The 21853-nt window shown below is 62.0% G+C and carries 22 protein-coding genes; 12 read left to right on the forward strand and 10 right to left on the reverse strand.

The features are described from left to right. Window positions 1-21: 21 nt before the first annotated feature. The 4 genes from odhB to HB676_RS02175 all read left to right on the forward strand — a co-directional run bounded on the left by odhB (window position 22) and on the right by HB676_RS02175 (window position 4179). Window positions 22-1272 carry a 2-oxoglutarate dehydrogenase complex dihydrolipoyllysine-residue succinyltransferase gene (gene odhB, locus HB676_RS02160; RefSeq protein ID WP_213735993.1) on the forward strand — a complete coding sequence of 417 codons (1251 nt, stop codon included), beginning with the start codon at window positions 22-24 and terminating at the stop codon, window positions 1270-1272. Between the two features lie 153 nt (window positions 1273-1425). After that, window positions 1426-2172 carry an SDR family oxidoreductase gene (locus tag HB676_RS02165; protein ID WP_213735994.1) on the forward strand — a complete coding sequence of 249 codons (747 nt, stop codon included), beginning with the start codon at window positions 1426-1428 and terminating at the stop codon, window positions 2170-2172. A 36-nt stretch (window positions 2173-2208) separates the two neighbouring features. Then, complete coding sequence (gene lpdA, locus HB676_RS02170; protein ID WP_213735995.1) at window positions 2209-3612, forward strand: dihydrolipoyl dehydrogenase; 1404 nt, start codon at window positions 2209-2211, stop codon at window positions 3610-3612. A 36-nt stretch (window positions 3613-3648) separates the two neighbouring features. Next, window positions 3649-4179, forward strand: a complete 531-nt coding sequence (locus HB676_RS02175; RefSeq protein ID WP_213735996.1) for a hypothetical protein — start codon at window positions 3649-3651, stop codon at window positions 4177-4179. A 161-nt stretch (window positions 4180-4340) separates the two neighbouring features. On the opposite strand, the gene HB676_RS02180 is transcribed toward HB676_RS02175, so the two are convergent. Continuing rightward, window positions 4341-4931: a DUF4337 domain-containing protein gene (locus tag HB676_RS02180; protein WP_213735997.1), complete on the reverse strand. Its 591-nt coding sequence runs from the start codon at window positions 4929-4931 to the stop codon at window positions 4341-4343. Between the two features lie 146 nt (window positions 4932-5077). Then, window positions 5078-6049 (reverse strand): tyrosine recombinase XerC, encoded by a 972-nt coding sequence (locus HB676_RS02185; protein ID WP_213735998.1) that lies wholly within the window; start codon window positions 6047-6049, stop codon window positions 5078-5080. 181 nt (window positions 6050-6230) lie between these two features. Here HB676_RS02185 and HB676_RS02190 point away from each other — a divergent pair, with 181 nt between their 5' ends. Next, complete coding sequence (locus tag HB676_RS02190; protein WP_213735999.1) at window positions 6231-8441, forward strand: primosomal protein N'; 2211 nt, start codon at window positions 6231-6233, stop codon at window positions 8439-8441. Between the two features lie 243 nt (window positions 8442-8684). On the opposite strand, the gene HB676_RS02195 is transcribed toward HB676_RS02190, so the two are convergent. Next, a complete protein-coding gene (locus HB676_RS02195) occupies window positions 8685-9188 on the reverse strand; it encodes a septal ring lytic transglycosylase RlpA family protein (protein ID WP_213736000.1) in 504 nt (167 codons plus the stop codon). Between the two features lie 220 nt (window positions 9189-9408). Between HB676_RS02195 and HB676_RS02200 the strand changes: the two genes are divergently transcribed. From HB676_RS02200 to HB676_RS02230, 7 genes are all read left to right on the forward strand, one after another. Beyond that, window positions 9409-9825, forward strand: coding sequence for a hypothetical protein (locus HB676_RS02200; protein ID WP_213736001.1), 417 nt, complete (start codon window positions 9409-9411; stop codon window positions 9823-9825). 19 nt (window positions 9826-9844) lie between these two features. Beyond that, complete coding sequence (locus tag HB676_RS02205; RefSeq protein ID WP_213736002.1) at window positions 9845-10405, forward strand: F0F1 ATP synthase subunit delta; 561 nt, start codon at window positions 9845-9847, stop codon at window positions 10403-10405. After that, on the forward strand, window positions 10405-11934 hold the full coding sequence (atpA, locus tag HB676_RS02210; protein ID WP_213736003.1) for a F0F1 ATP synthase subunit alpha: 1530 nt from the start codon (window positions 10405-10407) through the stop codon (window positions 11932-11934). Before HB676_RS02205 ends, atpA begins: the two co-directional genes overlap by 1 nt. 102 nt (window positions 11935-12036) lie before the next feature. Next, window positions 12037-12915, forward strand: coding sequence for a F0F1 ATP synthase subunit gamma (locus tag HB676_RS02215; RefSeq protein WP_213736004.1), 879 nt, complete (start codon window positions 12037-12039; stop codon window positions 12913-12915). Window positions 12916-12943: 28 nt separating this feature from the next. After that, entirely contained in the window at window positions 12944-13348 is a 405-nt protein-coding gene (locus HB676_RS02220; protein ID WP_213736005.1) for an organic hydroperoxide resistance protein, read from the forward strand. A gap of 27 nt (window positions 13349-13375) precedes the next feature. Then, entirely contained in the window at window positions 13376-14806 is a 1431-nt protein-coding gene (atpD, locus tag HB676_RS02225) for a F0F1 ATP synthase subunit beta (RefSeq protein ID WP_213736006.1), read from the forward strand. A 119-nt stretch (window positions 14807-14925) separates the two neighbouring features. Then, window positions 14926-15333 (forward strand): F0F1 ATP synthase subunit epsilon, encoded by a 408-nt coding sequence (locus tag HB676_RS02230; RefSeq protein ID WP_213736007.1) that lies wholly within the window; start codon window positions 14926-14928, stop codon window positions 15331-15333. Between the two features lie 124 nt (window positions 15334-15457). Here the strand turns inward: HB676_RS02230 and HB676_RS02235 are convergent, their stop codons facing one another. From HB676_RS02235 to rsfS, 7 genes are all read right to left on the reverse strand, one after another. Then, a complete protein-coding gene (locus HB676_RS02235; protein ID WP_213736008.1) occupies window positions 15458-15958 on the reverse strand; it encodes an RNA pyrophosphohydrolase in 501 nt (166 codons plus the stop codon). A 3-nt stretch (window positions 15959-15961) separates the two neighbouring features. Then, on the reverse strand, window positions 15962-16465 hold the full coding sequence (locus HB676_RS02240) for an RNA pyrophosphohydrolase (RefSeq protein ID WP_213736009.1): 504 nt from the start codon (window positions 16463-16465) through the stop codon (window positions 15962-15964). Window positions 16466-16541: 76 nt separating this feature from the next. Next, entirely contained in the window at window positions 16542-17753 is a 1212-nt protein-coding gene (locus HB676_RS02245; RefSeq protein ID WP_213736010.1) for a divergent polysaccharide deacetylase family protein, read from the reverse strand. A gap of 190 nt (window positions 17754-17943) precedes the next feature. Continuing rightward, a complete protein-coding gene (locus HB676_RS02250) occupies window positions 17944-19320 on the reverse strand; it encodes a S41 family peptidase (protein WP_213736011.1) in 1377 nt (458 codons plus the stop codon). Beyond that, complete coding sequence (locus HB676_RS02255) at window positions 19317-20699, reverse strand: peptidoglycan DD-metalloendopeptidase family protein (RefSeq protein WP_213736012.1); 1383 nt, start codon at window positions 20697-20699, stop codon at window positions 19317-19319. Before HB676_RS02255 ends, HB676_RS02250 begins: the two co-directional genes overlap by 4 nt. 52 nt (window positions 20700-20751) lie before the next feature. After that, the gene (gene rlmH / locus HB676_RS02260; RefSeq protein ID WP_213736013.1) at window positions 20752-21234 is read right to left on the reverse strand and encodes a 23S rRNA (pseudouridine(1915)-N(3))-methyltransferase RlmH; all 483 of its coding nucleotides are present in this window, start codon (window positions 21232-21234) and stop codon (window positions 20752-20754) included. Between the two features lie 135 nt (window positions 21235-21369). Next, entirely contained in the window at window positions 21370-21726 is a 357-nt protein-coding gene (gene rsfS / locus HB676_RS02265; RefSeq protein ID WP_213736014.1) for a ribosome silencing factor, read from the reverse strand. Window positions 21727-21853 lie beyond the last annotated feature (127 nt).

Below are 21853 nucleotides of genomic sequence, written 5' to 3' on the forward strand. Positions count from 1 at the left end.
TGACGCAAGAGGAAACACACCATGACTGAAATTCGCGTTCCGACGCTCGGCGAGTCCGTGACCGAGGCCACCATCGGCCGCTGGTTCAAGAAGGCCGGCGATGCCGTGGCCGTTGACGAGCCCTTGGTCGAACTCGAGACCGACAAGGTCACCATCGAAGTCCCCGCACCTTCGGCAGGCGTGCTCGGCGAAATTTCGGCCAAGGACGGCGAGACCGTCGCGGTCGGCGCGTTGCTCGGACAGATCACGGAAGGCGCCGCGGGCGCTGCGCCTAAGCCGGCTGCCGCCGCGCCTGCCAAGGCTGCCGCACCGCCGCCGCCCGCTGCTGCTTCGCCGGCCCCCGCACCCGCCGCCAAGGCTGCGCCCGCCGACGCGCCGCTGGCGCCTTCGGTGCGCAAGATATCCGCTGAAAGCGGCATAGATGCCGCGACCGTTCCCGGCTCCGGCAAGGATGGCCGCGTCACCAAGGGCGACATGCTGGCTGCGATCGAGAAGGCTGCCTCGGCGCCGACGCCGGTCAATCAGCCCGCCGCCGCGGTGCAGGTCCGCGCCCCGTCGCCCGCAGACGATGCCGCGCGCGAAGAGCGCGTGAAGATGACCCGGCTGCGCCAGACCATCGCCCGCCGCCTCAAGGACGTGCAGAATACCGCTGCGATGCTGACGACCTTCAACGAGGTCGATATGAGCCACATCATGGCGATGCGCACCCAGTACAAGGACGTGTTCGAGAAGAAGCACGGTAGCAAACTGGGCTTCATGGGCTTCTTCACCAAGGCCTGCGTGCAGGCCCTGAAGGATATCCCGGCGGCCAATGCCGAGATCGACGGCACGGATTTGATCTACAAGAATTATTATCACGTCGGCGTCGCCGTTGGCACCGACAAGGGCCTCGTGGTGCCGGTGGTGCGCGATTGCGACCTCAAGTCGATCGCCGACATCGAAAAGAACATCGCCGATTTCGGCCGCCGCGCACGCGACGGCCAGCTCAAGATCGACGAGATGCAGGGCGGCACCTTCACCATCACCAATGGCGGCATCTACGGTTCGCTGATGTCGACGCCGATCCTCAATGCGCCGCAGTCGGCCATTCTCGGCATGCACAAGATTCAGGATCGCCCGGTCGCGATCGGTGGCAAGGTCGAGATCCGCCCGATGATGTATCTGGCGCTGTCCTACGATCACCGTGTCATCGACGGCAAGGAAGCGGTGACGTTCCTGGTGCGCGTCAAGGAGAGCCTTGAGGATCCGGCGCGGCTGGTGCTGGACCTCTGAGGAATCCGTGGCGTTCGAATCCAATCCGTGCCCGGCGATTCAATCGCATATCGCCGTGCGCTGCCGGTATGGGCATCAATGCCGGCGCGCCGTTAAGACAGAACGCGGCTTGATCGATCGCGTGATCATGGTTCGAGACGTACGGGGGAAAATGTGACCGACAAAGTAGCCATCATCACCGGCGGAAGCCGCGGCATCGGCCGCGCGACCGCGATCGCGGCCGCCGCGCGTGGCTTTCGGGTTTGCGTCGGCTATGCCAGCAACGAAGCGGCCGCCCGCGAGGTGGTCGCCGCCATCGAGGCAAAGAACGGCAAAGCCATCGCGGTGAAGTGCGATGTCAGTCGCGAGAGCGATATCCTGGCGCTGTTCAAGGCTGCCGACGAATTCGGAACGCTCGGCGCGCTGATCAACAATGCCGGCATTGTCGGACGGACATCGCGCGTTGACGAGATGTCGGCCGAACGCATCTCGCAGATGATGGCGGTCAATGTCACCGGCAGCATGCTGTGTGCCCGCGAAGCGGTAAAGCGGATGTCGACGCGCCATGGCGGCAAGGGTGGCGTCATCGTCAATCTGTCGTCGGTGGCGGCGAAACTGGGCTCGCCCAATACCTATGTCGATTACGCGGCATCGAAGGGCGCCATCGACTCTTTCACCATCGGGCTTGGACACGAGGTCGCCGGCGAGGGCATTCGCGTTGCGGCGATCCGGCCGGGATTGATCGATACGGACATTCACGCCAGTGGCGGCGAGCCTGATCGCGCCCACAAGCTCAGTCATATGGTGCCGATGAAACGCGTCGGCACCGCGGATGAAATCGCCAATGCCATCGTCTGGCTGATGTCGGACGAAGCATCCTATGTGACCAGCGCCATCCTTGATGTGTCGGGCGGGCGCTAATACCTGTCACCTTAATTCAGCTACAGGACTTCAATCATGGCTACTTACGATCTCGTTGTTATCGGCACCGGTCCGGGCGGATATGTTTGCGCGATCCGCGCCGCACAGCTCGGCATGAAAGTCGCCGTGGTCGAGAAGAACGCCACGCTCGGCGGCACCTGCCTCAACATCGGATGCATGCCGTCCAAGGCGCTGTTGTACGCTTCCGAGATGTTCGAGGAGGCCGGGCATTCCTTTGCGAAAATGGGCGTCAGCGTTTCCGCGCCGAAGCTCGACCTGCCTTCGATGATGAATTTCAAGCAGCAGGGCATCGACGGCAACGTCAAGGGCGTCGAGTTCCTGATGAAGAAGAACAAGATCGAAGTTATCCATGGCAAGGGAAAGATTCTCGGCACCGGCAAGGTCGAGGTCACCGGCAGCGACGGCAAGATGCAGACGGTCGAGACCAAAAACATCGTCATCGCCACCGGCTCGGATGTCGCGCGGCTGAAGGGCATCGAGATCGACGAGAAGCGCATCGTGTCGTCAACCGGCGCGCTGTCGCTCGATAAGGTGCCCGGCAAGCTGTTGATCGTCGGCGCCGGCGTGATCGGGCTTGAGCTTGGCTCGGTGTGGCACCGGCTCGGCGCACAGGTCACCGTGGTGGAATTTCTCGACCGCATTCTGCCGGGCATGGACGGCGAAGTCGCCAAGCAATTCCAGCGCATCCTCGAAAAGCAGGGCTTTGCATTCAAGCTCGGCGCCAAGGTCACCGGTGTCGATACCTCGGGCAAAACCTTGTCTGCGCAGATCGAGCCGGCCGCGGGCGGAACGGCGGAAACGCTGGAGGCGGATGTCGTGCTGGTCTGTATTGGCCGCGTGGCCTACACCGACGGCCTCGGCCTGAAGGAAGCCGGCGTCGCGCTCGATAATCGCGGCCGGGTGCAGATCGATTCGCATTTTGCCACCAATGTGAAAGGCGTCTACGCGATCGGCGACGTCGTGGCGGGACCGATGCTCGCGCACAAGGCCGAGGACGAAGGCGTCGCGGTTTCCGAAATTCTCGCAGGCCAGGCCGGCCATGTGAATTACGATGTCATCCCTGGTGTTGTGTATACAACGCCGGAAGTGTCGGCGGTCGGCAAGACCGAGGAAGAGCTGAAGCAGGCCGGCGTGGCCTACACCGTCGGCAAATTCCCCTTTACCGCCAATGGCCGTTCCAAGGTCAACCAGACCACTGACGGCTTCGTGAAGATTCTCGCAGATGCGAAGACCGACCGGGTGCTGGGTGTGCACATTGTCGGCCGCGAAGCCGGGGAAATGATCCACGAAGCGGCCGTATTGATGGAATTTGGCGGTTCCGCCGAGGATCTGGCACGGACCTGCCACGCCCACCCGACCCGCTCGGAAGCCGTCAAGGAAGCCGCGCTTGCGGTCGGCAAGCGAGCGATACATATGTGATCGGAGCCCGGCGCGAGTCGGGCTAGGATAACATACATGCTGCGCCGCCTACTTCAGCCGATCTGGGTTTTGCTTGCGGTCATCTTCCTGATCGAAGCATGGTTGTGGGACCACCTTGAGCCGATCGTGGCCTGGGTGGTGTCTAAATTCCCCCTGCACACTTTCAAGCAATGGCTCGCCGAGCGCGTCGATACGCTGTCGCCGGCGATGACGCTGATCGTGTTCATCGTGCCGGTGATTCCATTGTTCCCGCTGAAGCTGGTCGGGCTCTGGCTGCTGACCCATGAATACTGGATCAGCGCGATCCTCACCATCATCGTTGCAAAACTGCTCGGCGTCGGCGTCACCGCGTTCGTGTTCGACGTGACGCGGCCGAAATTGCTGGAGATGGCCTGGTTCGAAAGGCTCTATGAGTTCGTGACGGCGCTGCGCGCCAAGGCGACTGCGCTGGTTGAACCGGTCAAGATCCGAATCATGGAAATCCTGCGCGGTGATGGCGACGGCTGGTCATCGCGGACACTGCGGCTGATCCAGCGCTTCCGCAAGAGCGTGCGCGAAGCGCGGTAGGGCTTCAGCCTTTGTTCACGCCCGATGGTTCGAGACGCGCGGCATTGCCGCGTTCCTCACCATGAGGATTCTCAGACTTTATCCAAGCTCGGACCTCATCCTGAGGAGGCGCGAAAGCGCCGTCTCGAAGGATGCAAGCGCCACCGACCTTTAAACAATATTTACGGCAGATGCAGCAGATGCGGCATGAAGATGCCGAGGGCTGTGAATGCGATGCCTCCGAGCGCCAGCAAGCCGGAAATCCAGGACAGCGCGACGATGCCGGTGATGATGGTCGCCGAAGCCAGCACGATTCCGATCTGGAATGCCGCGGAGGCCAGTTCGAAGTGATGATACTTCGCTTCGGCAAGATCGCGCTCTTCCTCGGCGTGCTTGGCGCGTTCGGACAACTGGTCCTGCCCTTCGCCGGTCTCGGGCTCGGAGCGGTACCGCGCGGCGGTCTTCTGCCAGTTGTCGATCTGCTTTTGCAACGTTGCTTTGGCGGCATCGTCGGCGGCGGTAGTCTCATTTAATTTTGCCTGCTCTGCAGCGGTCTGGACCACCGTGCGGCGGATGCTCTTGGCCTGAAAGAATGCCCACAAATTGGAAGCCTCGACATTCTTGCTGATCGATTCGGTCTGTGCGCCTTTGCCGAGTGTTTCCGACAGGGCCAGACACAGCGCGATCACTGCGATCAGCAATGCGATATTGCGATTTTCGTGTGAGGCTTCCTTGGCCTGGTCCGCCTGCTCCATGCTTTCGTGCGCGCTCATGATTCTCTCCCTGCCTGAGAAGGCCACGATTGCCGAACAAATTCGGCGGCGCAAGAGGCCATGGCATTTTCCACCGAAGCGGGGACCGGTTCGCGTGAGGAAAACGCGTCAAGACAAGAGTGTGTAAGCGTTTTCCGGCGGGGCGTTCAGGCGCGGGGATGCGCGGTCTGATAGACTTCCAGCAGCCGTTCGCTGTCGATGCCGGTATAAATCTGCGTGGTCGACAGCGAAGCGTGGCCGAGCAATTCCTGGATCGCGCGCAGATCGCCGCCGCGAGTCAAGAGATGGGTTGCGAAAGAATGCCGTAGCGCATGCGGCGTCGCGCTGTCGGGCAGGCCCAGCGCGCCGCGCAGCCGTTCCATGGTGAGCTGAATGATTCGCGCCCTCAAGGGCCCGCCGCGGGCGCCGACAAAGATCGGCCCTTCCGCCGGTAACGAATGCGGGCACATCGCGACATATTCCTGAACCAGCGCCAGCACGTTTTGCAGCACCGGCACCATGCGGGTCTTGTTGCCCTTGCCAGTGACGACCAATACATCGCCCGCGCCGGGCAACGGCACGTCGCGGCGCTTTAATCCAAGCGCCTCGGAGATACGCAGGCCCGAGCCGTACAACAGCGCCATCACGGCGGCGTCGCGCGCCCAGATCCAGGGATCGCGGGTTTCGCCGGCGCGCTCGTCGGCATCGGCAAAGCGCTTGGCCGCGGCCATATGGATCGGTTTCGGCAGGCTCTTGCCGACCTTCGGCGCGCGAATGGCAGATAATGCGCCGACCTTGCCATTGCCTTCGCGTTCCAGAAAGCGCCCGAACGAGCGCAGGCCCGCCAGCGCGCGCATCAGGGAGCGTCCGCCAATCTCATCAGCGCGCCGCATCGCCATGAACGCCCTGACATCGCTGGCTTCAAGCGCGGCAAAACGCGTCAGCGTCACCTGCGCGGCCCAATGCTCGCCGAGAAACTGCAGGAACTGCCTGAGATCGCGGGCATAGGCCTCCAGTGTCTTCGGCGACAACCGGCGTTCGGCGCGCAAATGCCCCAGCCAACGCGTCATCTGCAGCGTGACACCAGCGTCGGCGCAGGCGAGTTCAATGGGTGCAAATGCGGGAACTGGCTTGGACATCAGATTGTCCCTGGGATTGCCACTTGAAGTGTTGTCGGCACGCGATGATTCCGAGGGATTATATCGCACCTCTTTCGTTTACCGTTCGCTAACTTGGCCCCGGCTGGCAGCGAGACACTGGCCCCGGGCGGCCGGCGACCTTAAGTTAGGCCTCCTCCTGGATTTCGAGCCTGATTCTCCTATGGACCATTCCACGCGTGCCAGCACCTCATCCGCAGCGGCGGCGCGCGTCGTCGACGTGCTGGTGCCGGTCGCGCTCAATCAGGCCTATTCCTATCGCGTGCCGCGCGGCATGGAGTTGAAGCCGGGCGATGTCGTGTGCGTGCCGCTGGGGCCGCGCGAGGTGATCGCGGTGGTCTGGGCCGAGAACGCTAATCCCGATCCGCGCCTGCACAATCGTCTCAAGGAGGTCGGCGAAAAGCTCGACGTGCCGCCATTGAAGGCGGAACTGCGCGCGCTTGTCGATTGGGTTGCCAATTACACGCTGTCGGCGCGCGGCATGGTGATGCGCATGACGTTGCGGATGGGCGAACATCTCGGCCCCGAGCGGGTGCGGATGGGCGTGCGGCTGGTCGGCGAAGTGCCCAAGCGCCTCACGCCGGCGCGGCGGCGATTGATAGAAATCCTGTCGGATGGCCTGCTGCACGGCAAATCGGATGCCGCCAAGGAAGCCGGCGTCAGTGTCGGCGTGGTCGATGGTCTGGTCGACGAAGGCACGCTGGCCACCGAGCCGATGCCACGCGCCCTGGCGCCGCCCGCGCCGGACCCGTCCTTTTCCGAACCGGATTTCTCCCGCCAGCAGCGCACCGCTGTGGATGCGATGCGCGCGCTCGCGGCCAATGGCAGTTTTCATGTCGCGCTGCTCGATGGCGTTACGGGATCCGGCAAGACCGAAGTCTATTTCGAGGCCGTTGCCGAGACCATCCGCCGTGGCAGGCAGTCGCTGATCCTGATGCCGGAAATCGCGCTGACCGGACAGTTCCTCGACCGCTTCGCGTTGCGTTTCGGCGTACGTCCGCTGGAATGGCATTCCGAGCTCACACCACGTACGCGGCAGCGCAACTGGGCGGCGATCGCGGCGGGCGAAGCGCCGGTCGTGGTCGGCGCACGCTCGGCGCTGTTTCTGCCCTACGCCAATCTTGGCTTGATCGTGGTCGATGAGGAGCACGACCAGGCCTACAAGCAGGATGAAGGCGCGCATTACCACGCCCGCGACATGGCGGTGGTGCGGGCGCATATCGCCAAGATTCCGATCGTGCTGGCCTCGGCGACGCCGTCGGTCGAAAGCGAAGTCAATGCGCGCAAGGGCCGCTATCAGCGCGTGGTGCTGCCGTCGCGGTTCGGCGGCCAGCATATGCCGCATATCGAGGCGATCGATCTGCGCCGCGAAGCGCCGCCGCGCGGACGTTTTATTTCGCCTCGTCTGGCCGAGCATATCGGCATTGCGATCGAGCGGCGCGAACAGGCTTTGCTGTTTCTCAACCGCCGCGGCTATGCGCCGCTGACTTTATGCCGTGGCTGCGGTCATCGCTTCGCCTGCACCATCTGCGATGCGTGGCTGGTCGATCATCGCTTTCGCCAGCGGCTGGTCTGTCATCACTGCGGCTTCTCGATGCCGCGGCCACAGGTCTGCCCGCATTGCGCGGCGGAGGAATCGCTGGTCGCGGTCGGCCCCGGCGTCGAGCGCCTGCAGGAGGAAGCCGCCAGCCTGTTTCCGAATGCGCGCACTATGGTATTGTCGAGCGACCTGATCACCTCGATCGAAACCATGCGCAGCGAATTGAACGAGATCGCGGAGGGGCGCGTCGATATCATCATCGGCACGCAATTGGTCGCCAAGGGCCATAATTTTCCGCGGCTCAATCTGGTTGGCGTGATCGATGCGGATCTGGGTTTGAGCAACGGCGATCCGCGCGCCGCGGAGCGCACATTCCAATTGCTCAATCAGGTGATCGGGCGGGCCGGGCGCGATCAGGGCCGCGGCGTCGGCTATCTGCAAACCCATCAGCCGGAACATCCCGTGATGAAGGCGCTGGTGGCGTGCGACCGCGAGGCGTTTTACGCCAGCGAGATCGAGGCGCGCGAGCGTACCGGCTATCCGCCGTTCGGCCGGCTGGCCAGCCTGATCGTCTCAGCCGGTGATCGGCCCACAGCGGAAGGGTTCGCGCGCAAGCTTGCTTCGATCGCGCCGATCGATGAGCGCATCCAGGTACTGGGACCGGCAGAGGCGCCGCTGGCGGTGATCAAGGGCCGTTATCGGTTCCGGTTGCTGGTGAAATCGCTGCGCAATGTCGACCTGTCGGAATATTTGCGCGAGTGGCTCGCTGCCGGCCCCAAGACCAAGGGCAATCTCAAGCTCGAAGTCGACGTCGATCCGCAGAGTTTTCTGTGACGGCGCAGCCATCATTCCGGGGCGATGCGCAGCATCGAACCCGGAATCTCGAGATTCCCCGATGTGCAATTGCACATCTGAGGTCTGGTCCTTTGGACCATCCCGGAATGACGAAAGAAAAAAGCCTGCCGTCATTTGCGACGGCAGGCCTGTTTTCGGCGTGCAGCAGGTTCTGCGGCCGTTACGCCACGCAACGCTTACTGGACTTGATGCAACAACAGGGCTCTTGGAAGCCCCAGGAAGTTACAGGACCTCAGCGACAACGCGGCCGACGCCAGCGCCGGTCAGGCCGACAGCACGTGCTGCGCCCGTTGACAGATCGAGAACCCGGCCACGGACGAACGGTCCACGGTCGTTGACAGTGACGACCACGCTGCGGTCGCCATGGGTCACCTTGAGCCGGGTGCCGAACGGCAGCGAACGGTGGGCGCAGGTCATGGCGTTCTGGTTGAAGCGCTGACCCGAGGCGGTCTTGCTGCCGGATTCATTGCCATAGAAAGAGGCCATGCCGGAGAAGGTGCGGCCGCCCGACGAGGCGATCGATGCATTGGCGTCGCGCCAGGAGCTGTCGGTCCGCGAAGCGTTGCTGGCGTGATGGTGGAAGTGATGATGGCTGTAATGGTGGTGGCGAGTTCGGGCCGAAGCCTCGGAAACGTTTCCGCCCATCAGAGCAAGGGCGGCAAAAAAAGTGAGCGCCACGCGGAACCGGAATGCATTTCCGAGCGCCTGAATTTTACTAGTTACCATATATATGTCCCTCGACAATAGTATTGCCACATATGTGGCAAGTGGAACCCCCGCTCCAAAGTTGAGGTTTGCCGTTTGGTGGGCTAATGAGGCATAAAAGGGGCAGTAGATTGCTTTATCTCTCCCTGAAACATCTTGTTATCGAGTACAGACGATCCTGGCGCTTGTGACAGTGATCGCGATTAACAATTTATTAACTATTTAATACTCGCGAATACTGATGATCGAAGTCATCGTCGATGACGCCGAGTTTTCGTCAAGTAATGCGCAAATCGAATGGCTTGGGGCGGCGTACCGTTCCCCGTTGGAGACTTCATGGGGCTATGCGTTTGCCGTTGGAACGATAGCGGGTCGGCATGATCGGGCGTTCGCCTCGAATGTGGCGGGACAGCCGAATCCGCGGCGCCTGATTTTCTGCAAAACGGCCGTCCGTCGCTGCCGCGACAGCCCGTGCGACAAGGCATCGCCAGCCGCTTTCGTCATGTTGCACCTGCGCTCCTGCTATGTTAGCAAAGCCGCGATTTTAACGATCCCGGTACGTCCGTGCCGGTCGAAAATCGAAGTCCCACTTGAATTCCAAGGGCTTGGATCGCTAGGCGCCGCATCTTGGCGACGGTTTTTTCCCTTGCGAGTTTGACAGCTAAAAGAGCGTGCTTGTGGCTGCAGAAGATCCGTCCGTTTCCGGAGTGTCCGGCCGTTATGCAACGGCCTTGTTCGAACTGGCGCGCGATGAAAAATCCATCGATGCGGTAAAGGCCGATCTCGATCGGTTTGACGCGATGCTGGCCGACAGCGCGGATCTCAAGCGTCTGGTTCGCAGCCCGGTGTTTTCGGCAGACGCGCAGTCGAAGGCGTTGGCCGCGATACTCGATAAGGCCCAGATATCGGGCATTTCCGCCAAATTCCTCAAAGTTCTCACCGCCAATCGCCGGTTGTTCGCCGTGAGCGATGTGATCCGCGCTTTCCGCGCGCTGGTGGCGAAGTTCAAGGGCGAAGCGACGGCCGACGTGACCGTCGCCGAAACGCTCAGTGACAAGAATCTCGACGCTCTCAAGACCGCACTGAAATCAGTGACGGGCAAGGACGTCGCGCTCAACGTGAAAGTCGATCCTTCGATCATCGGCGGCCTTGTCGTCAAGCTTGGCAGCCGCATGGTGGATAGTTCGCTTCGCACCAAACTCAATTCGATCAAGCACGCGATGAAAGAGGCAGGCTGATGGACATCCGCGCCGCGGAAATTTCCGCGATCCTCAAGGACCAGATCAAGAATTTCGGCCAGGAGGCTGAAGTTTCCGAAGTCGGACAGGTGTTGTCCGTCGGCGACGGCATTGCCCGCGTCTACGGCCTCGACAACGTCCAGGCCGGTGAAATGGTCGAGTTCGAAAACGGCACCCGCGGCATGGCGCTGAATCTCGAAACCGACAACGTCGGTATCGTGATCTTCGGCGCCGACCGCGAGATCAAGGAAGGTCAGACCGTCAAGCGCACCCGCGCGATCGTCGATACGCCGGTCGGCAAGGGCTTGCTCGGCCGCGTGGTCGATGCGCTCGGCAATCCGATCGACGGCAAGGGCCCGATCCAGTCCGACAAGCGCATGCGCGTCGACGTCAAGGCGCCCGGCATCATTCCGCGCAAATCGGTCAACGAGCCGATGGCAACCGGCCTCAAGGCGATCGACGCTTTGATCCCCGTTGGCCGCGGCCAGCGCGAGCTGATCATCGGCGACCGCCAGACCGGCAAGACCGCGATCGCGCTCGACACCATTCTGAACCAGAAGCCGCTCAACGCGCAGAGCGACGAGAAGATCAAGCTGTATTGCGTTTACGTCGCGATCGGCCAGAAGCGTTCGACCGTCGCCCAGTTCGTCAAGGTGCTCGAAGAGCAGGGCGCGCTGGAATATTCGATCGTTGTTGCGGCCACCGCGTCCGATCCGGCGCCGATGCAATACATCGCGCCGTTCACCGGCTGCACCATGGGCGAATATTTCCGCGACAACGGCATGCACGCCGTCATCATCTATGACGATTTGTCGAAGCAGGCCGTCGCCTATCGTCAGATGTCGCTGCTGCTGCGCCGCCCGCCGGGCCGCGAAGCCTATCCCGGCGACGTGTTCTATCTGCATTCCCGTCTGCTCGAGCGCTCGGCCAAGCTGAACGACGATCACGGCGCGGGTTCGCTGACGGCGCTGCCGGTCATCGAAACCCAGGCCAACGACGTGTCGGCCTACATCCCGACCAACGTGATCTCGATTACCGACGGTCAAATCTTCCTTGAAACCGATCTGTTCTTCCAGGGCATCCGCCCGGCGGTGAACGTCGGTCTGTCGGTGTCGCGCGTCGGATCTTCGGCGCAGACCAAGGCGATGAAGAAGGTCGCCGGCAAGATCAAGGGCGAGCTGGCGCAATACCGCGAAATGGCGGCGTTCGCGCAGTTCGGTTCCGACCTCGATGCCTCGACGCAGCGCCTGCTGAATCGTGGTTCGCGCCTGACCGAACTCCTGAAGCAGCCGCAATTCTCGCCGCTGAAGATGGAAGAGCAGGTCGTCGTGATTTATGCCGGCGTCAACGGCTATCTCGATGCGCTCCCGGTCGCCAAGGTGCGCAGCTTCGAGGACGGTCTGCTGTCGCTGCTGCGCGGCAAGAATGTCGATATCCTCAATACCATCCGCGATACCCGCGATCTTAGCGACGACACCGCCGCGAAGCTCAAGGCCGTGGTCGAGGGTTACGCCAAAACGTTCGCTTAATAGTTTTCTTGATTGGCCATCGTGACCCGGCACACGGCCGGGACATGATGAAAGAGGGGCTTGCGGTCGGATCAAGGATCGGATCGCCGGGGTGATCTAAGAATGGCTTCACTTAAAGACATGCGGGTCCGCATCGCCTCCACCAAGGCGACGCAGAAGATCACCAAGGCCATGCAGATGGTCGCAGCGTCAAAGCTGCGCCGCGCGCAGACCGCCGCCGAGGCGGCGCGGCCTTACGCAGAAAAAATGGATGCGGTGATTTCCAATATCGCGACCTCGGCCGCCGGTTCGCCCGGCGCGCCGGTGTTGCTGGCCGGTACCGGCAAGGATCAGGCGCATCTGCTTTTGGTCTGCACCGGCGAGCGCGGCCTGTCCGGCGCTTTCAATTCGTCGATCGTGCGTCTGGCGCGTGAGCGCGCGCTGACGCTGATCAATCAGGGCAAAGAGGTCAAATTCTTCTGCGTCGGCCGCAAGGGATTTGAACAACTGCGCCGGACCTTCGAAAAGCAGATCATCGAAAACGTCGAACTGCGTTCGGTCCGCCAGCTCGGTTTCGTCAACGCCGAAGACATCGCCAACAAAGTCATCGCGCGCTTCAATAACGGCGAATTCGACGTCTGTACGCTGTTCTATTCGCGCTTCAAGTCGGTGATCTCGCAGGTGCCGACCGCGCAGCAGGTCATTCCGCTGGTGGTGGAAGCGCCCTCCGCCAATGCCGGCCCGGCGACATCTTACGAATATGAGCCGGAAGAGGACGAAATCCTCGACACCCTGTTGCCGCGCAATCTCGCGGTGCAGATTTTCCGCGCGCTCCTCGAAAACAACGCTTCGTTCTACGGCGCGCAGATGAGCGCGATGGATAACGCCACCCGCAACGCGGGCGACATGATCCGCAAGCAGACGCTGATCTATAACCGAACCCGTCAGGCGATGATCACCAAGGAGCTGATTGAAATCATCTCCGGCGCCGAGGCGATCTAGCAGCAAGCATGTCAACAGGGAGCATTCCATGGCTTATGTGACATCAGCGACCACCAAGGGCGGCCGTAACGGCCGTGCGATGCTGGACAATGGCGGGTTGGCGTTGGCGATGGCTGCGCCCAAGGAAATCGGCGGCGCCGGCGATGGACACAATCCCGAGCAGCTTTTCGCGCTGGGTTATTCGTCCTGCTATGGCCAGGCCATTCTGCTGGTCGCAAAGAAACATGGCCTCGATGGCCAGGCCGCGCGGGTAACCTGCGAGGTGACGCTGGATCAGAAGGACGGCGGCTTCGGCCTCGCCGTTGAGTTGAAGGTAGCACTTCCTGGCGCTGACAAGGAAAAGCTCCAGCAAATGGTTGAGGAAGCCCACACGGTCTGCCCGTACTCGAAGGCAACCAAGGGCAATATCCCGGTCAAGCTGACCGTCATTTAAGTTTTAGGACTTCAAGGAGAGAGTTTTATGGCTACACCCGCCAATCAGACCGGACGCATCACGCAAGTCATCGGCGCCGTCGTCGACGTGCAGTTCGAAGGACATCTGCCGGCCATTCTGAACGCGATCGAAACCAAGAACGGCGGCAATCGCTTGGTGCTCGAGGTCGCGCAGCATCTCGGTGAGTCCACCGTGCGCACGATCGCGATGGACACCACCGAGGGTCTGGTCCGCGGTCAGGAAGTCAGCGACACCGGTTCGCCGATCATGGTGCCGGTCGGCGCTGGAACGCTCGGCCGCATCATGAACGTGATCGGTGAGCCCGTCGACGAAGAAGGTCCGGTCAAGGCCGAGGACCGGCGCGCGATCCATCAGGAAGCGCCGCTCTATACCGACCAGTCCACGGAAGCTGAAATTCTCGTCACCGGCATCAAGGTCGTCGATCTCCTGGCGCCTTACGCCAAGGGCGGCAAGATCGGTCTGTTCGGCGGCGCCGGCGTCGGCAAGACCGTGCTGATTCAGGAACTGATCAACAACGTCGCGCGCGCCCACGGTGGTTACTCGGTGTTCGCCGGTGTTGGCGAGCGTACCCGCGAAGGCAACGATCTCTATCACGAGTTCATCGAATCCGGCGTCAACAAGAAGGGCGGCGGCGAAGGCTCCAAATGCGCGCTGGTCTACGGCCAGATGAACGAACCGCCGGGCGCCCGCGCCCGCGTCGGCCTCACCGGTCTGACCGTCGCCGAGCATTTCCGCGATCAGGGCCAGGACGTGCTGTTCTTCGTCGATAACATCTTCCGCTTCACGCAGGCGGGTTCGGAAGTGTCGGCTCTGCTCGGCCGTATTCCTTCGGCGGTGGGTTATCAGCCGACGCTGGCCACTGACATGGGCGCGCTGCAGGAGCGAATCACCACCACGCATAAGGGTTCGATCACTTCGGTACAGGCGATCTACGTGCCGGCCGACGACTTGACCGATCCGGCGCCCGCAACCTCGTTCGCCCATTTGGACGCGACCACGGTGCTGAACCGCGCGATCTCCGAAAAGGGCATCTACCCGGCGGTTGATCCGCTCGACTCGACCTCGCGCATGTTGTCGCCGCTCGTCGTCGGCGAAGAGCATTACCAGACCGCGCGTATGGTTCAGCAGGTGCTGCAGAAGTACAAGTCGCTGCAGGATATCATCGCGATTCTCGGCATGGACGAATTGTCGGAAGAGGACAAGATCGCCGTCGCCCGCGCGCGCAAGATCGAGCGCTTCCTGTCGCAGCCGTTCTTCGTCGCTGAAATCTTCACGGGATCGCCGGGCAAGTTCGTCGAACTCGCCGACACCATCAAGGGTTTTCGCGCCATCTGCGAAGGCAAGTACGATCACTTGCCGGAAGCCGCGTTCTACATGGTCGGCAACATCGATGAAGCGGTCGAGAAGGGCAAGAAGCTCGCCGCCGAAGCCGCCTAAGTCGTCACTTCGTCATTGCCGGGCAAGAGTCGTAGTGGCCCGGTAATCCATCGAAAGAAAATTGTTGAGTGATGGGCCCGCGGGTCGGGCCCGCGGGTGACAATCGAGAGAGCAAGTCCATGGCCACCTTCCATTTCGATCTCGTCTCGCCCGAAAAACTCGCCTTCTCCGGCGAGGTCGATCAGGTCGACGTTCCCGGCGTCGAGGGTGATTTCGGCGTGTTGGCCGGGCATGCGCCGGTCGTCGCGGCGATCCGGCCGGGTATCCTGACCGTGTCAACGGGCGGCACCAAGCAGAAGATCATCGTGCTCGGCGGTCTGGCGGAAGTGTCGGACAAGGGCCTCACCGTGCTGGCCGATGTCGCGACCTCGCTGCAGGATCTGGACCGGACCAAATTCGCCGAACAGATTGCCGGTATGGAAGCCAAGCTCGCTGAGAAGGAAGGCTCCGAACTCGACCGCGAGGTCGAGCGGCTCGATCACTTCAAGAGCATCCAGAACGAACTCAATACAACGGCGCTGCATTAAGATTGCAAGCGCCGGCCTCAGCCCCCGGCTCTGTAAAATTTCCTGATTACGTTATTTGCGCCGGGTGTGTTTCTCGTCGCCTGCTTGAAGAACTGGCTCACTCCCCCAAACGGGACAAGCCACATCACCCGGCGAATTCAGCAAAACTCTGCGCTACCGTTTGATAGATATCGCGCCTGAACGGCACCACGAGATCGGCGACGCATTCAAGCCGCTCCCATCGCCATTGGTCGAACTCCGGCGGCTGGCCGTTACGCGGCGTCAGCGGATCGATCTCCGTATCGGAGCCGGTAAATCGCAGCGCGAACCATTTCTGGCGCTGGCCGCGGAATTTGGCGAGCCGATGCGATGATGGTCCGTCGAAGGGCGGAAACTCATAAGTCAGCCAATCGGTTTCTCCGAGATAACCGGCGTGGGTCACGCCGGTTTCTTCCCAGAGTTCGCGCATCACGGCTTCACGCGGATTCTCGTTGGCGTCGATGCCGCCCTGCGGCATCTGCCATTCCAGGCCGGGAAGAATGATTTCCGGTCCGTCATCCCGAAAGCGCCGTCCGATCAGGACGTGACCGGAGACGTTGAACAGCGCGATCCCGACATTGGGGCGGTAGGGTTTATTGTCTGACAAGAATTAACTGCCCGCGAGCTTCGCGAATTCCTTCACCACACGTTCATAGACCGGGCGCTTGAACGGAACGATCAGGTCGGGGAGATTTTTCATCGGCTCCCAGCGCCAGTTGACGAACTCGGCCTTGTGTCCGCCGCCGGGGCTGGCGACATTGATCTCGCTATCCTTGCCGGTAAAGCGAACCGCGAACCATTTCTGCCGCTGGCCGCGGTAGCGGCCCTTCCAGGCACGGCCGGCAACGGTGCGCGGGATGTCATAGATCAGCCAGTCGGCAACCTCGCCGAGCTTCTCCACCGAGCGGACGCTGGTTTCCTCATAGAGCTCGCGCTTCGCCGCGGCCCAGGTGTCTTCGCCGGGATCGACGCCGCCTTGCGGCATTTGCCAGACATGGGTGTCGTCGACATGTTCGACGCCACCGGCGCGGCGACCGATGAAGACCAGCCCCGCTGCGTTGATCAGCATCATGCCGACGCATGTTCGATAGGGCAGGTCTTCGTAACGCGGCATTCCGTCAAAGCCTCTTGCAGTTACGCCGGCGGACTGGTCTGGCGGGTTTCTGGAAAGTCGTGCCGCCCCAATTGCCTTAGCCCGATTTTGATTTCAGCATCGCGGTTGTCAATGGCACAAGCATGATGCCATGGCTTTCGAGCGCCTTGATCCATACGCTAATCCGCTCGATCGAAATCGGCAACGCCGAGGCGGTGCCGACCGCGACGCCGCGTTCCCGGGCCAGATTCTCAAGTTTTGCCAGCGCCCGGTCGATTTCCACCGCGGTCGGCACCGCATCGATGCTGAAATCGCCCTTGGCGAACGGCATTGCCTGGGCGGCAGCCAAGGAGGGGGCGACGCTGCGTGGCGCCTGCCCGTCGTCGAAATAGCCGAGCCCGCGCTTGGCGGCTTCGCGGATCAGCGGCTGCATTACCGCGTCGGTGACGACGAAGCGCGCGCCCATGAAATTGGCGATCCCAGCATAGCCCTGGAAACGGCTAAGATGCCAGGTGAGCCGGTCCAGATTCTGTTCCGCCGGCAGTGTCGTCAGCAGGGTTTGCGGGCCGGGGTCATTGTCGGGATAATCGAACGGCTCCATCGGAATCTGCAGCAGGATCTCGTGGCGCTGTGCCCGCGCCCGCTCAGCCAGCTTGGTGGGGTCCGCGCCATAGGGCGTGAACGCCAAGGTCACCGCGGGTGGCAGTTTCACGATAGCCTCGGCGGTCTTGGCGGCGCCGATGCCAAGCCCTTCGACCACGATCGAGACCACCGGCATCCGGGCCGCCTTGGTGCGGTCGGCGTCGGCGGCATAGACGGTGAACGGTTTCAGTCCATCAGCGGCGACCGGGATCATGCCATAGCGTGATTTTTCGAGCAGGCGCGGATCGATCCCAGCCATCATGGCGGGCGGCGCGTCAGCTTCGGCTTTTTCCGACCCCGGGCCGTCGCCCGGTCCGATCGCGACGTCATGCCGCGCGCCGCTGGAACCGTCGATGATGGTGACGGTTTTCTGTTCGGACGGTGTGGCCTGCTTGGCCGCCGGTTTTGCGCTGGACTCAGAAGCCGTCGCGGGCGCCGCGGCCATTTTTTCTTCTGTCGGCGCCGACGGCGTGATGGCGATGCGCGTCATCGGCTCGCCGCCGAACGGGTTCTCGCCGAAGATGGCAAAACCCGCGAAGGTAGCCAGAAACAGCCCGAGCAGCACGGCGAGGGCCTGCATACCCGTAAAGGGCAGCCGAAACCGGCGCTTCCGGCGCACCGTTGTCTGTCCAAGCGGCGTGCTCAGATCGTCGGCCGTCTCTGCCATCAGTCTCCCCGAATCAACGGGGACGACGATACCACGGCGGGGCGAATCCTTGGCAGTACGGCCGGCAGTGGATACGGCCTTGTCGGGGACCCCGCAAAAGCCGCTTCAGGTGCGGTTTCGGTATACGGAACCCGGCAACAAAAAGGGCGGCCCGAAGGCCGCCCTTTTCACAGAATCCAGCGAAATTAAATCAGTTCGCTTTTTCGGTGGCCGGCTTGTCGACCGCGGCCTTGTCGCCAGTCGCCGGAGCGACCGCAGGCGTGGTCGTGTTGGCGGCGGTGGACTTGATGCCGTGAAGCAGATCGTTTGCCATCTTCAGGGCCTTGTCGTCCTTGGCGTCCGGCGGCACGTAGGATTGCGAACCGGTCTTCTCGTCGCCGTCGTTCTTCAAATGACCGCGCAGCGAAGCTTCGCCCTTGGTGTCGGTACGGGACTTCAACTCGTCGGGCACATCCTGCAGCACTTCGATATCGGGAACGATGCCCTTGGCCTGGATCGACTTGCCCGACGGCGTGAAGTAGCGCGCCGTCGTCAGCCGCAGCGCGCCGTTGCCGGAGCCGAGCGGAATGATGGTCTGCACCGAGCCCTTGCCGAACGAGCGCGTGCCGACCAGCGTGGCACGCTTATGGTCCTGCAGCGCGCCGGCGACGATTTCGGACGCTGATGCCGAGCCGCCGTTGATCAGAACGATCACCGGTTTGCCCTTGGTCAGATCGCCGGGATGTGCGGCGCGGCGCTGGGTTTCCTCAGCGTTACGTCCGCGGGTCGAAACGATTTCACCGCGCTCGAGGAAGGTGTCGGAAACCGTCACCGCCTCTTCCAGCAAGCCGCCGGGATTGTTGCGCAGATCGATGATGTAGCCCTTCAGCTTGTCGCCGATCTGGGTGCTCAGATTGCCGATTTCCCGCTTCAGGCCTTCGGTGGTCTGCTCGTTGAAGGTGGTGATGCGGATATAGGCGATATCGTCGCCTTCGACATGCGCGCGCACCGAGCGGACCCGGATGTTGTCGCGCACCAGCGTGACATCGATCGGATTATCCTGGCCCTTGCGGATGATCTTCAGCTTGATCTTGGTGTTGACCGGGCCGCGCATCTTTTCGACGGCCTGGTTGAGGGTGAGACCCTGCACCGCTTCGTCGTCGAGATTGGTGATGATGTCATTGGCCATGATGCCGGCCTTCGACGCCGGGGTATCGTCGATCGGCGACACCACCTTGATCAAACCGTCTTCCATCGTGACTTCGATGCCGAGGCCGCCGAACTCGCCGCGGGTCTGCACCTGCATGTCGCGGAAGCTCTTGGCGTCCATATAGCTGGAATGCGGATCGAGACCGCTCAGCATGCCGCTGATCGCGGATTCGACGAGCTTGCTGTCGTCCGGCTTCTCGACATAGTCGCTGCGCACCCGCTCGAACACATCGCCGAACAGATTGAGCTGGCGATAGGTGTCCGAGGTGGCGGCACGCGCACTCGATCCCATCATCACCGAACGTGGCTGGGTTACGAACAGCGTCAGTGCCGCGCCAGTGGCGGCGCTAAGGAGAATTACAGAAGTCTTGCGCATCATCCGCGAACCTTTTCGCCTTCATTTGCGGCCCACCATGGGCCTGGATCAATGGGAGTGCCGTCCTTACGGAACTCGATATAGAGCACGGGCTGGCTCGCGTTGGTCGCGAGAATTGAAGCAACCTGGGACGTCGTCCCCATCGTTGCGACCGGCTCCCCCGTAAGTACAAACTGGCCAATGTTGACCGAAATGCGCTCCATCCCGGCGATCAGCACATGATACCCGCCCCCGGCATTCAGGATCAAGAGTTGTCCGTAGCTGCGGAAGGGACCGGCGTAAACAACCCAGCCGTCACACGGGGTTGTGACCTGCGCTCCGACCCGGGTTGCCAAAGAAATGCCTTTTTCTACGCCACCCGCACCGTCGGAACCGCCGAATTCGCGAATCCTGGTGCCGTTAACCGGCAACGCGAACAGGCCCTTGGCCGAGGCGAACGCGATGGCCGGGCTCATCCGGGCGCGGTCCTTGAGCGCTGCCAGATTGGGCTTGCCGTTGATGGTGGCCGGGGCGCCCTGCAGGTTAGCCGTGGCGGCGGCTTTCGCCGCGCTCTTGAGGTCCTGTTCCATCTTGGCGATCAGGCCCTGCAGGCTGTCGACCTGTTTCGAGAGTAAAACCGCGCGCGCGCCCTCGGCTTCGAGGTCCTTTTCGGCCGAGCTCTGCTTGCGCTGCCGCTCATCGACCAGCGCCGCGAGCCGGGTTTGGTCGTCCCGCAGCTTGTCGCGATCAACTCCGAGCCGATCGCGCTCCGAGGCGATGGTCTTGCGCAGGTCAATCAACTCGGTGAGGTCGCCGGATAGTTTTTCAGCGCGGCCGCGCAGTTCGGGCACCACGGAGCCCAACAACATGGCGGTGCGGAGCGATTGCAACGCGTCTTCCGGCCGCACCAGCAAGGCTGGGGGCGTGCGTCGTCCGGCGCGTTGCAGGGCGGCCAACACCTCGACGATTTCGGAGCGGCGCGAATCGAGCGAGCCGCGGATTTGTTGTTCGCGGCTGTCGAGTGGGCGCAGCCGCGCCTCGGCGTCGCCGATCCGGGTTTCGACACTGCGGACCTGGGCTGCGATATCGATCAACTGCGCATTGAGTTTGCTGCGGTCCTGACCAATCGCGGCGATATCCGCTTTGAGTTTTTGCTGGAGATCCGCAGCATTTTTTTGCTGAGTTCGGGCGGCCTCGAGTTCCTGCTCGCGCTGCTTGATGGCATCGGGGGAAGCGGCCGATGCCTGCGGCGTTGCTTCGGCGACCTGTGCTGTCGCAGGCAACAGGCTCATCCCGGCAAAACTCGCTGATAACAGCGCGATGGAAAGGGGAATGCGGACCGAAGCAAGCTGACCGCGGCGGGCGGTGTCGGGGTGGCCAGGAGGTTTCCGCGCTGACAGCATCAGGTCCGAATCAGTGCTTTTGCACTTGGGTTAGTAGTTGGAGTTACCCGCGCTAGGCGCGGTGATAGGGGTGCCCCGACAAAATGGTCGCGGCCCGGTAAATCTGTTCGAGAAGCATGACGCGAACCATTTGGTGCGGCCAGGTCGCCGAGCCGAACGCGATTCTGAGCTTTGCCATGCGCCGCAAATCGGGCGAAAGTCCGTCCGCGCCGCCAATTGTGAAAATTGTGTTGGCCACCTGTTCGTCCCGCCAGCGGCCAAGATGCCTTGCAAAGGTGGCGCTGTCGACATTGTCGCCGCGCTCATCAAGTGCCACCAGCACGGATTTCGCCGGGATTGCGGCCGAAATCGCCGCGGCTTCCTCGGTCATCCGGGTGGCCGCGTCGCGGGATCGGCTTTCAGGAATTTCCGTAATATCGAGGCCGCGAAAGCCCAGCTTGCGGCCGATGTCGTCGAATCGCTCACGGTAGCGCTCGGCCAGTTCCCGTTCCGGACCCTGCTTCAGCCGGCCGATTGAGATGACGATGAGGCGCATGCTCGATCAACAAAGGGAGGCGGCAAATTGGCCGCGTTTAAATTGCACGCATCCTCTCCGCAAAAGCCACTCCGCTTTTGCGGCATGCGCGCTGCACCCCTGCATGCGCTCAACCGATTTACATCGGCCGGATCGTCAGACCGCCTTCACCGCCGCCGGTCCCTGAGTCCACATTCGCTCAAGATTGTAGAACTCACGCACTTCGGGTCTGAACACGTGCACGACCACATCGCCGGAATCGATCAACACCCAGTCGCAATTGGGCAAGCCCTCGACATGGATGCTTTTGATGCCGTTTTCCTTGAGGCCCTTGGCGACATTCTCCGCGATCGCGCCGACGTGCCGGTTGGCCCGGCCCGACGTGACGATCATGTAGTCGGAAAATGCAGATTTGCCGCGAAGGTCGATGGTGACCGTTTCTTCCGCCTTCATATCTTCGAGGCGGGAGAGGATCATATTCAGGGTCTTGTCGGCGTCGGGTTGCGCCTTCAAGGCCGCAGTTTTCGTCGATGTTTTACGCTTACCAGATTCCTTGGCAGGTGCCTTGATCTCAGCGGCCGCTTTGACTTTAGCGGCTTTGGGAACCTTCGGTAAAACAGACTTGGACAATACAGATGTG

It is taken from the genome of Bradyrhizobium sp. dw_411, assembly GCF_018449695.1.
In the GTDB taxonomy this organism is placed as follows: Bacteria; Pseudomonadota; Alphaproteobacteria; order Rhizobiales; family Xanthobacteraceae; genus Bradyrhizobium.

Coding starts and splice junctions, on each gene's coding strand:
- HB676_RS02180 (WP_213735997.1), bottom strand. CDS start 4,931: ATGAGCGCGCACGAAAGCATGGAGCAGGCGGACCAGGCCAAGGAAGCC.
- HB676_RS02240 (WP_213736009.1), bottom strand. CDS start 16,465: ATGCCGCGTTACGAAGACCTGCCCTATCGAACATGCGTCGGCATGATG.
- HB676_RS02220 (WP_213736005.1), top strand. CDS start 12,944: ATGGCTTATGTGACATCAGCGACCACCAAGGGCGGCCGTAACGGCCGT.
- HB676_RS02195 (WP_213736000.1), bottom strand. CDS start 9,188: ATGGTAACTAGTAAAATTCAGGCGCTCGGAAATGCATTCCGGTTCCGC.
- HB676_RS02230 (WP_213736007.1), top strand. CDS start 14,926: ATGGCCACCTTCCATTTCGATCTCGTCTCGCCCGAAAAACTCGCCTTC.
- rlmH (WP_213736013.1), bottom strand. CDS start 21,234: ATGCGCCTCATCGTCATCTCAATCGGCCGGCTGAAGCAGGGTCCGGAA.
- atpA (WP_213736003.1), top strand. CDS start 10,405: ATGGACATCCGCGCCGCGGAAATTTCCGCGATCCTCAAGGACCAGATC.
- HB676_RS02185 (WP_213735998.1), bottom strand. CDS start 6,049: ATGTCCAAGCCAGTTCCCGCATTTGCACCCATTGAACTCGCCTGCGCC.
- HB676_RS02190 (WP_213735999.1), top strand. CDS start 6,231: ATGGACCATTCCACGCGTGCCAGCACCTCATCCGCAGCGGCGGCGCGC.
- HB676_RS02175 (WP_213735996.1), top strand. CDS start 3,649: ATGCTGCGCCGCCTACTTCAGCCGATCTGGGTTTTGCTTGCGGTCATC.
- odhB (WP_213735993.1), top strand. CDS start 22: ATGACTGAAATTCGCGTTCCGACGCTCGGCGAGTCCGTGACCGAGGCC.
- HB676_RS02200 (WP_213736001.1), top strand. CDS start 9,409: ATGATCGAAGTCATCGTCGATGACGCCGAGTTTTCGTCAAGTAATGCG.
- HB676_RS02255 (WP_213736012.1), bottom strand. CDS start 20,699: ATGCTGTCAGCGCGGAAACCTCCTGGCCACCCCGACACCGCCCGCCGC.
- HB676_RS02250 (WP_213736011.1), bottom strand. CDS start 19,320: ATGATGCGCAAGACTTCTGTAATTCTCCTTAGCGCCGCCACTGGCGCG.
- atpD (WP_213736006.1), top strand. CDS start 13,376: ATGGCTACACCCGCCAATCAGACCGGACGCATCACGCAAGTCATCGGC.
- HB676_RS02245 (WP_213736010.1), bottom strand. CDS start 17,753: ATGGCAGAGACGGCCGACGATCTGAGCACGCCGCTTGGACAGACAACG.
- lpdA (WP_213735995.1), top strand. CDS start 2,209: ATGGCTACTTACGATCTCGTTGTTATCGGCACCGGTCCGGGCGGATAT.
- HB676_RS02215 (WP_213736004.1), top strand. CDS start 12,037: ATGGCTTCACTTAAAGACATGCGGGTCCGCATCGCCTCCACCAAGGCG.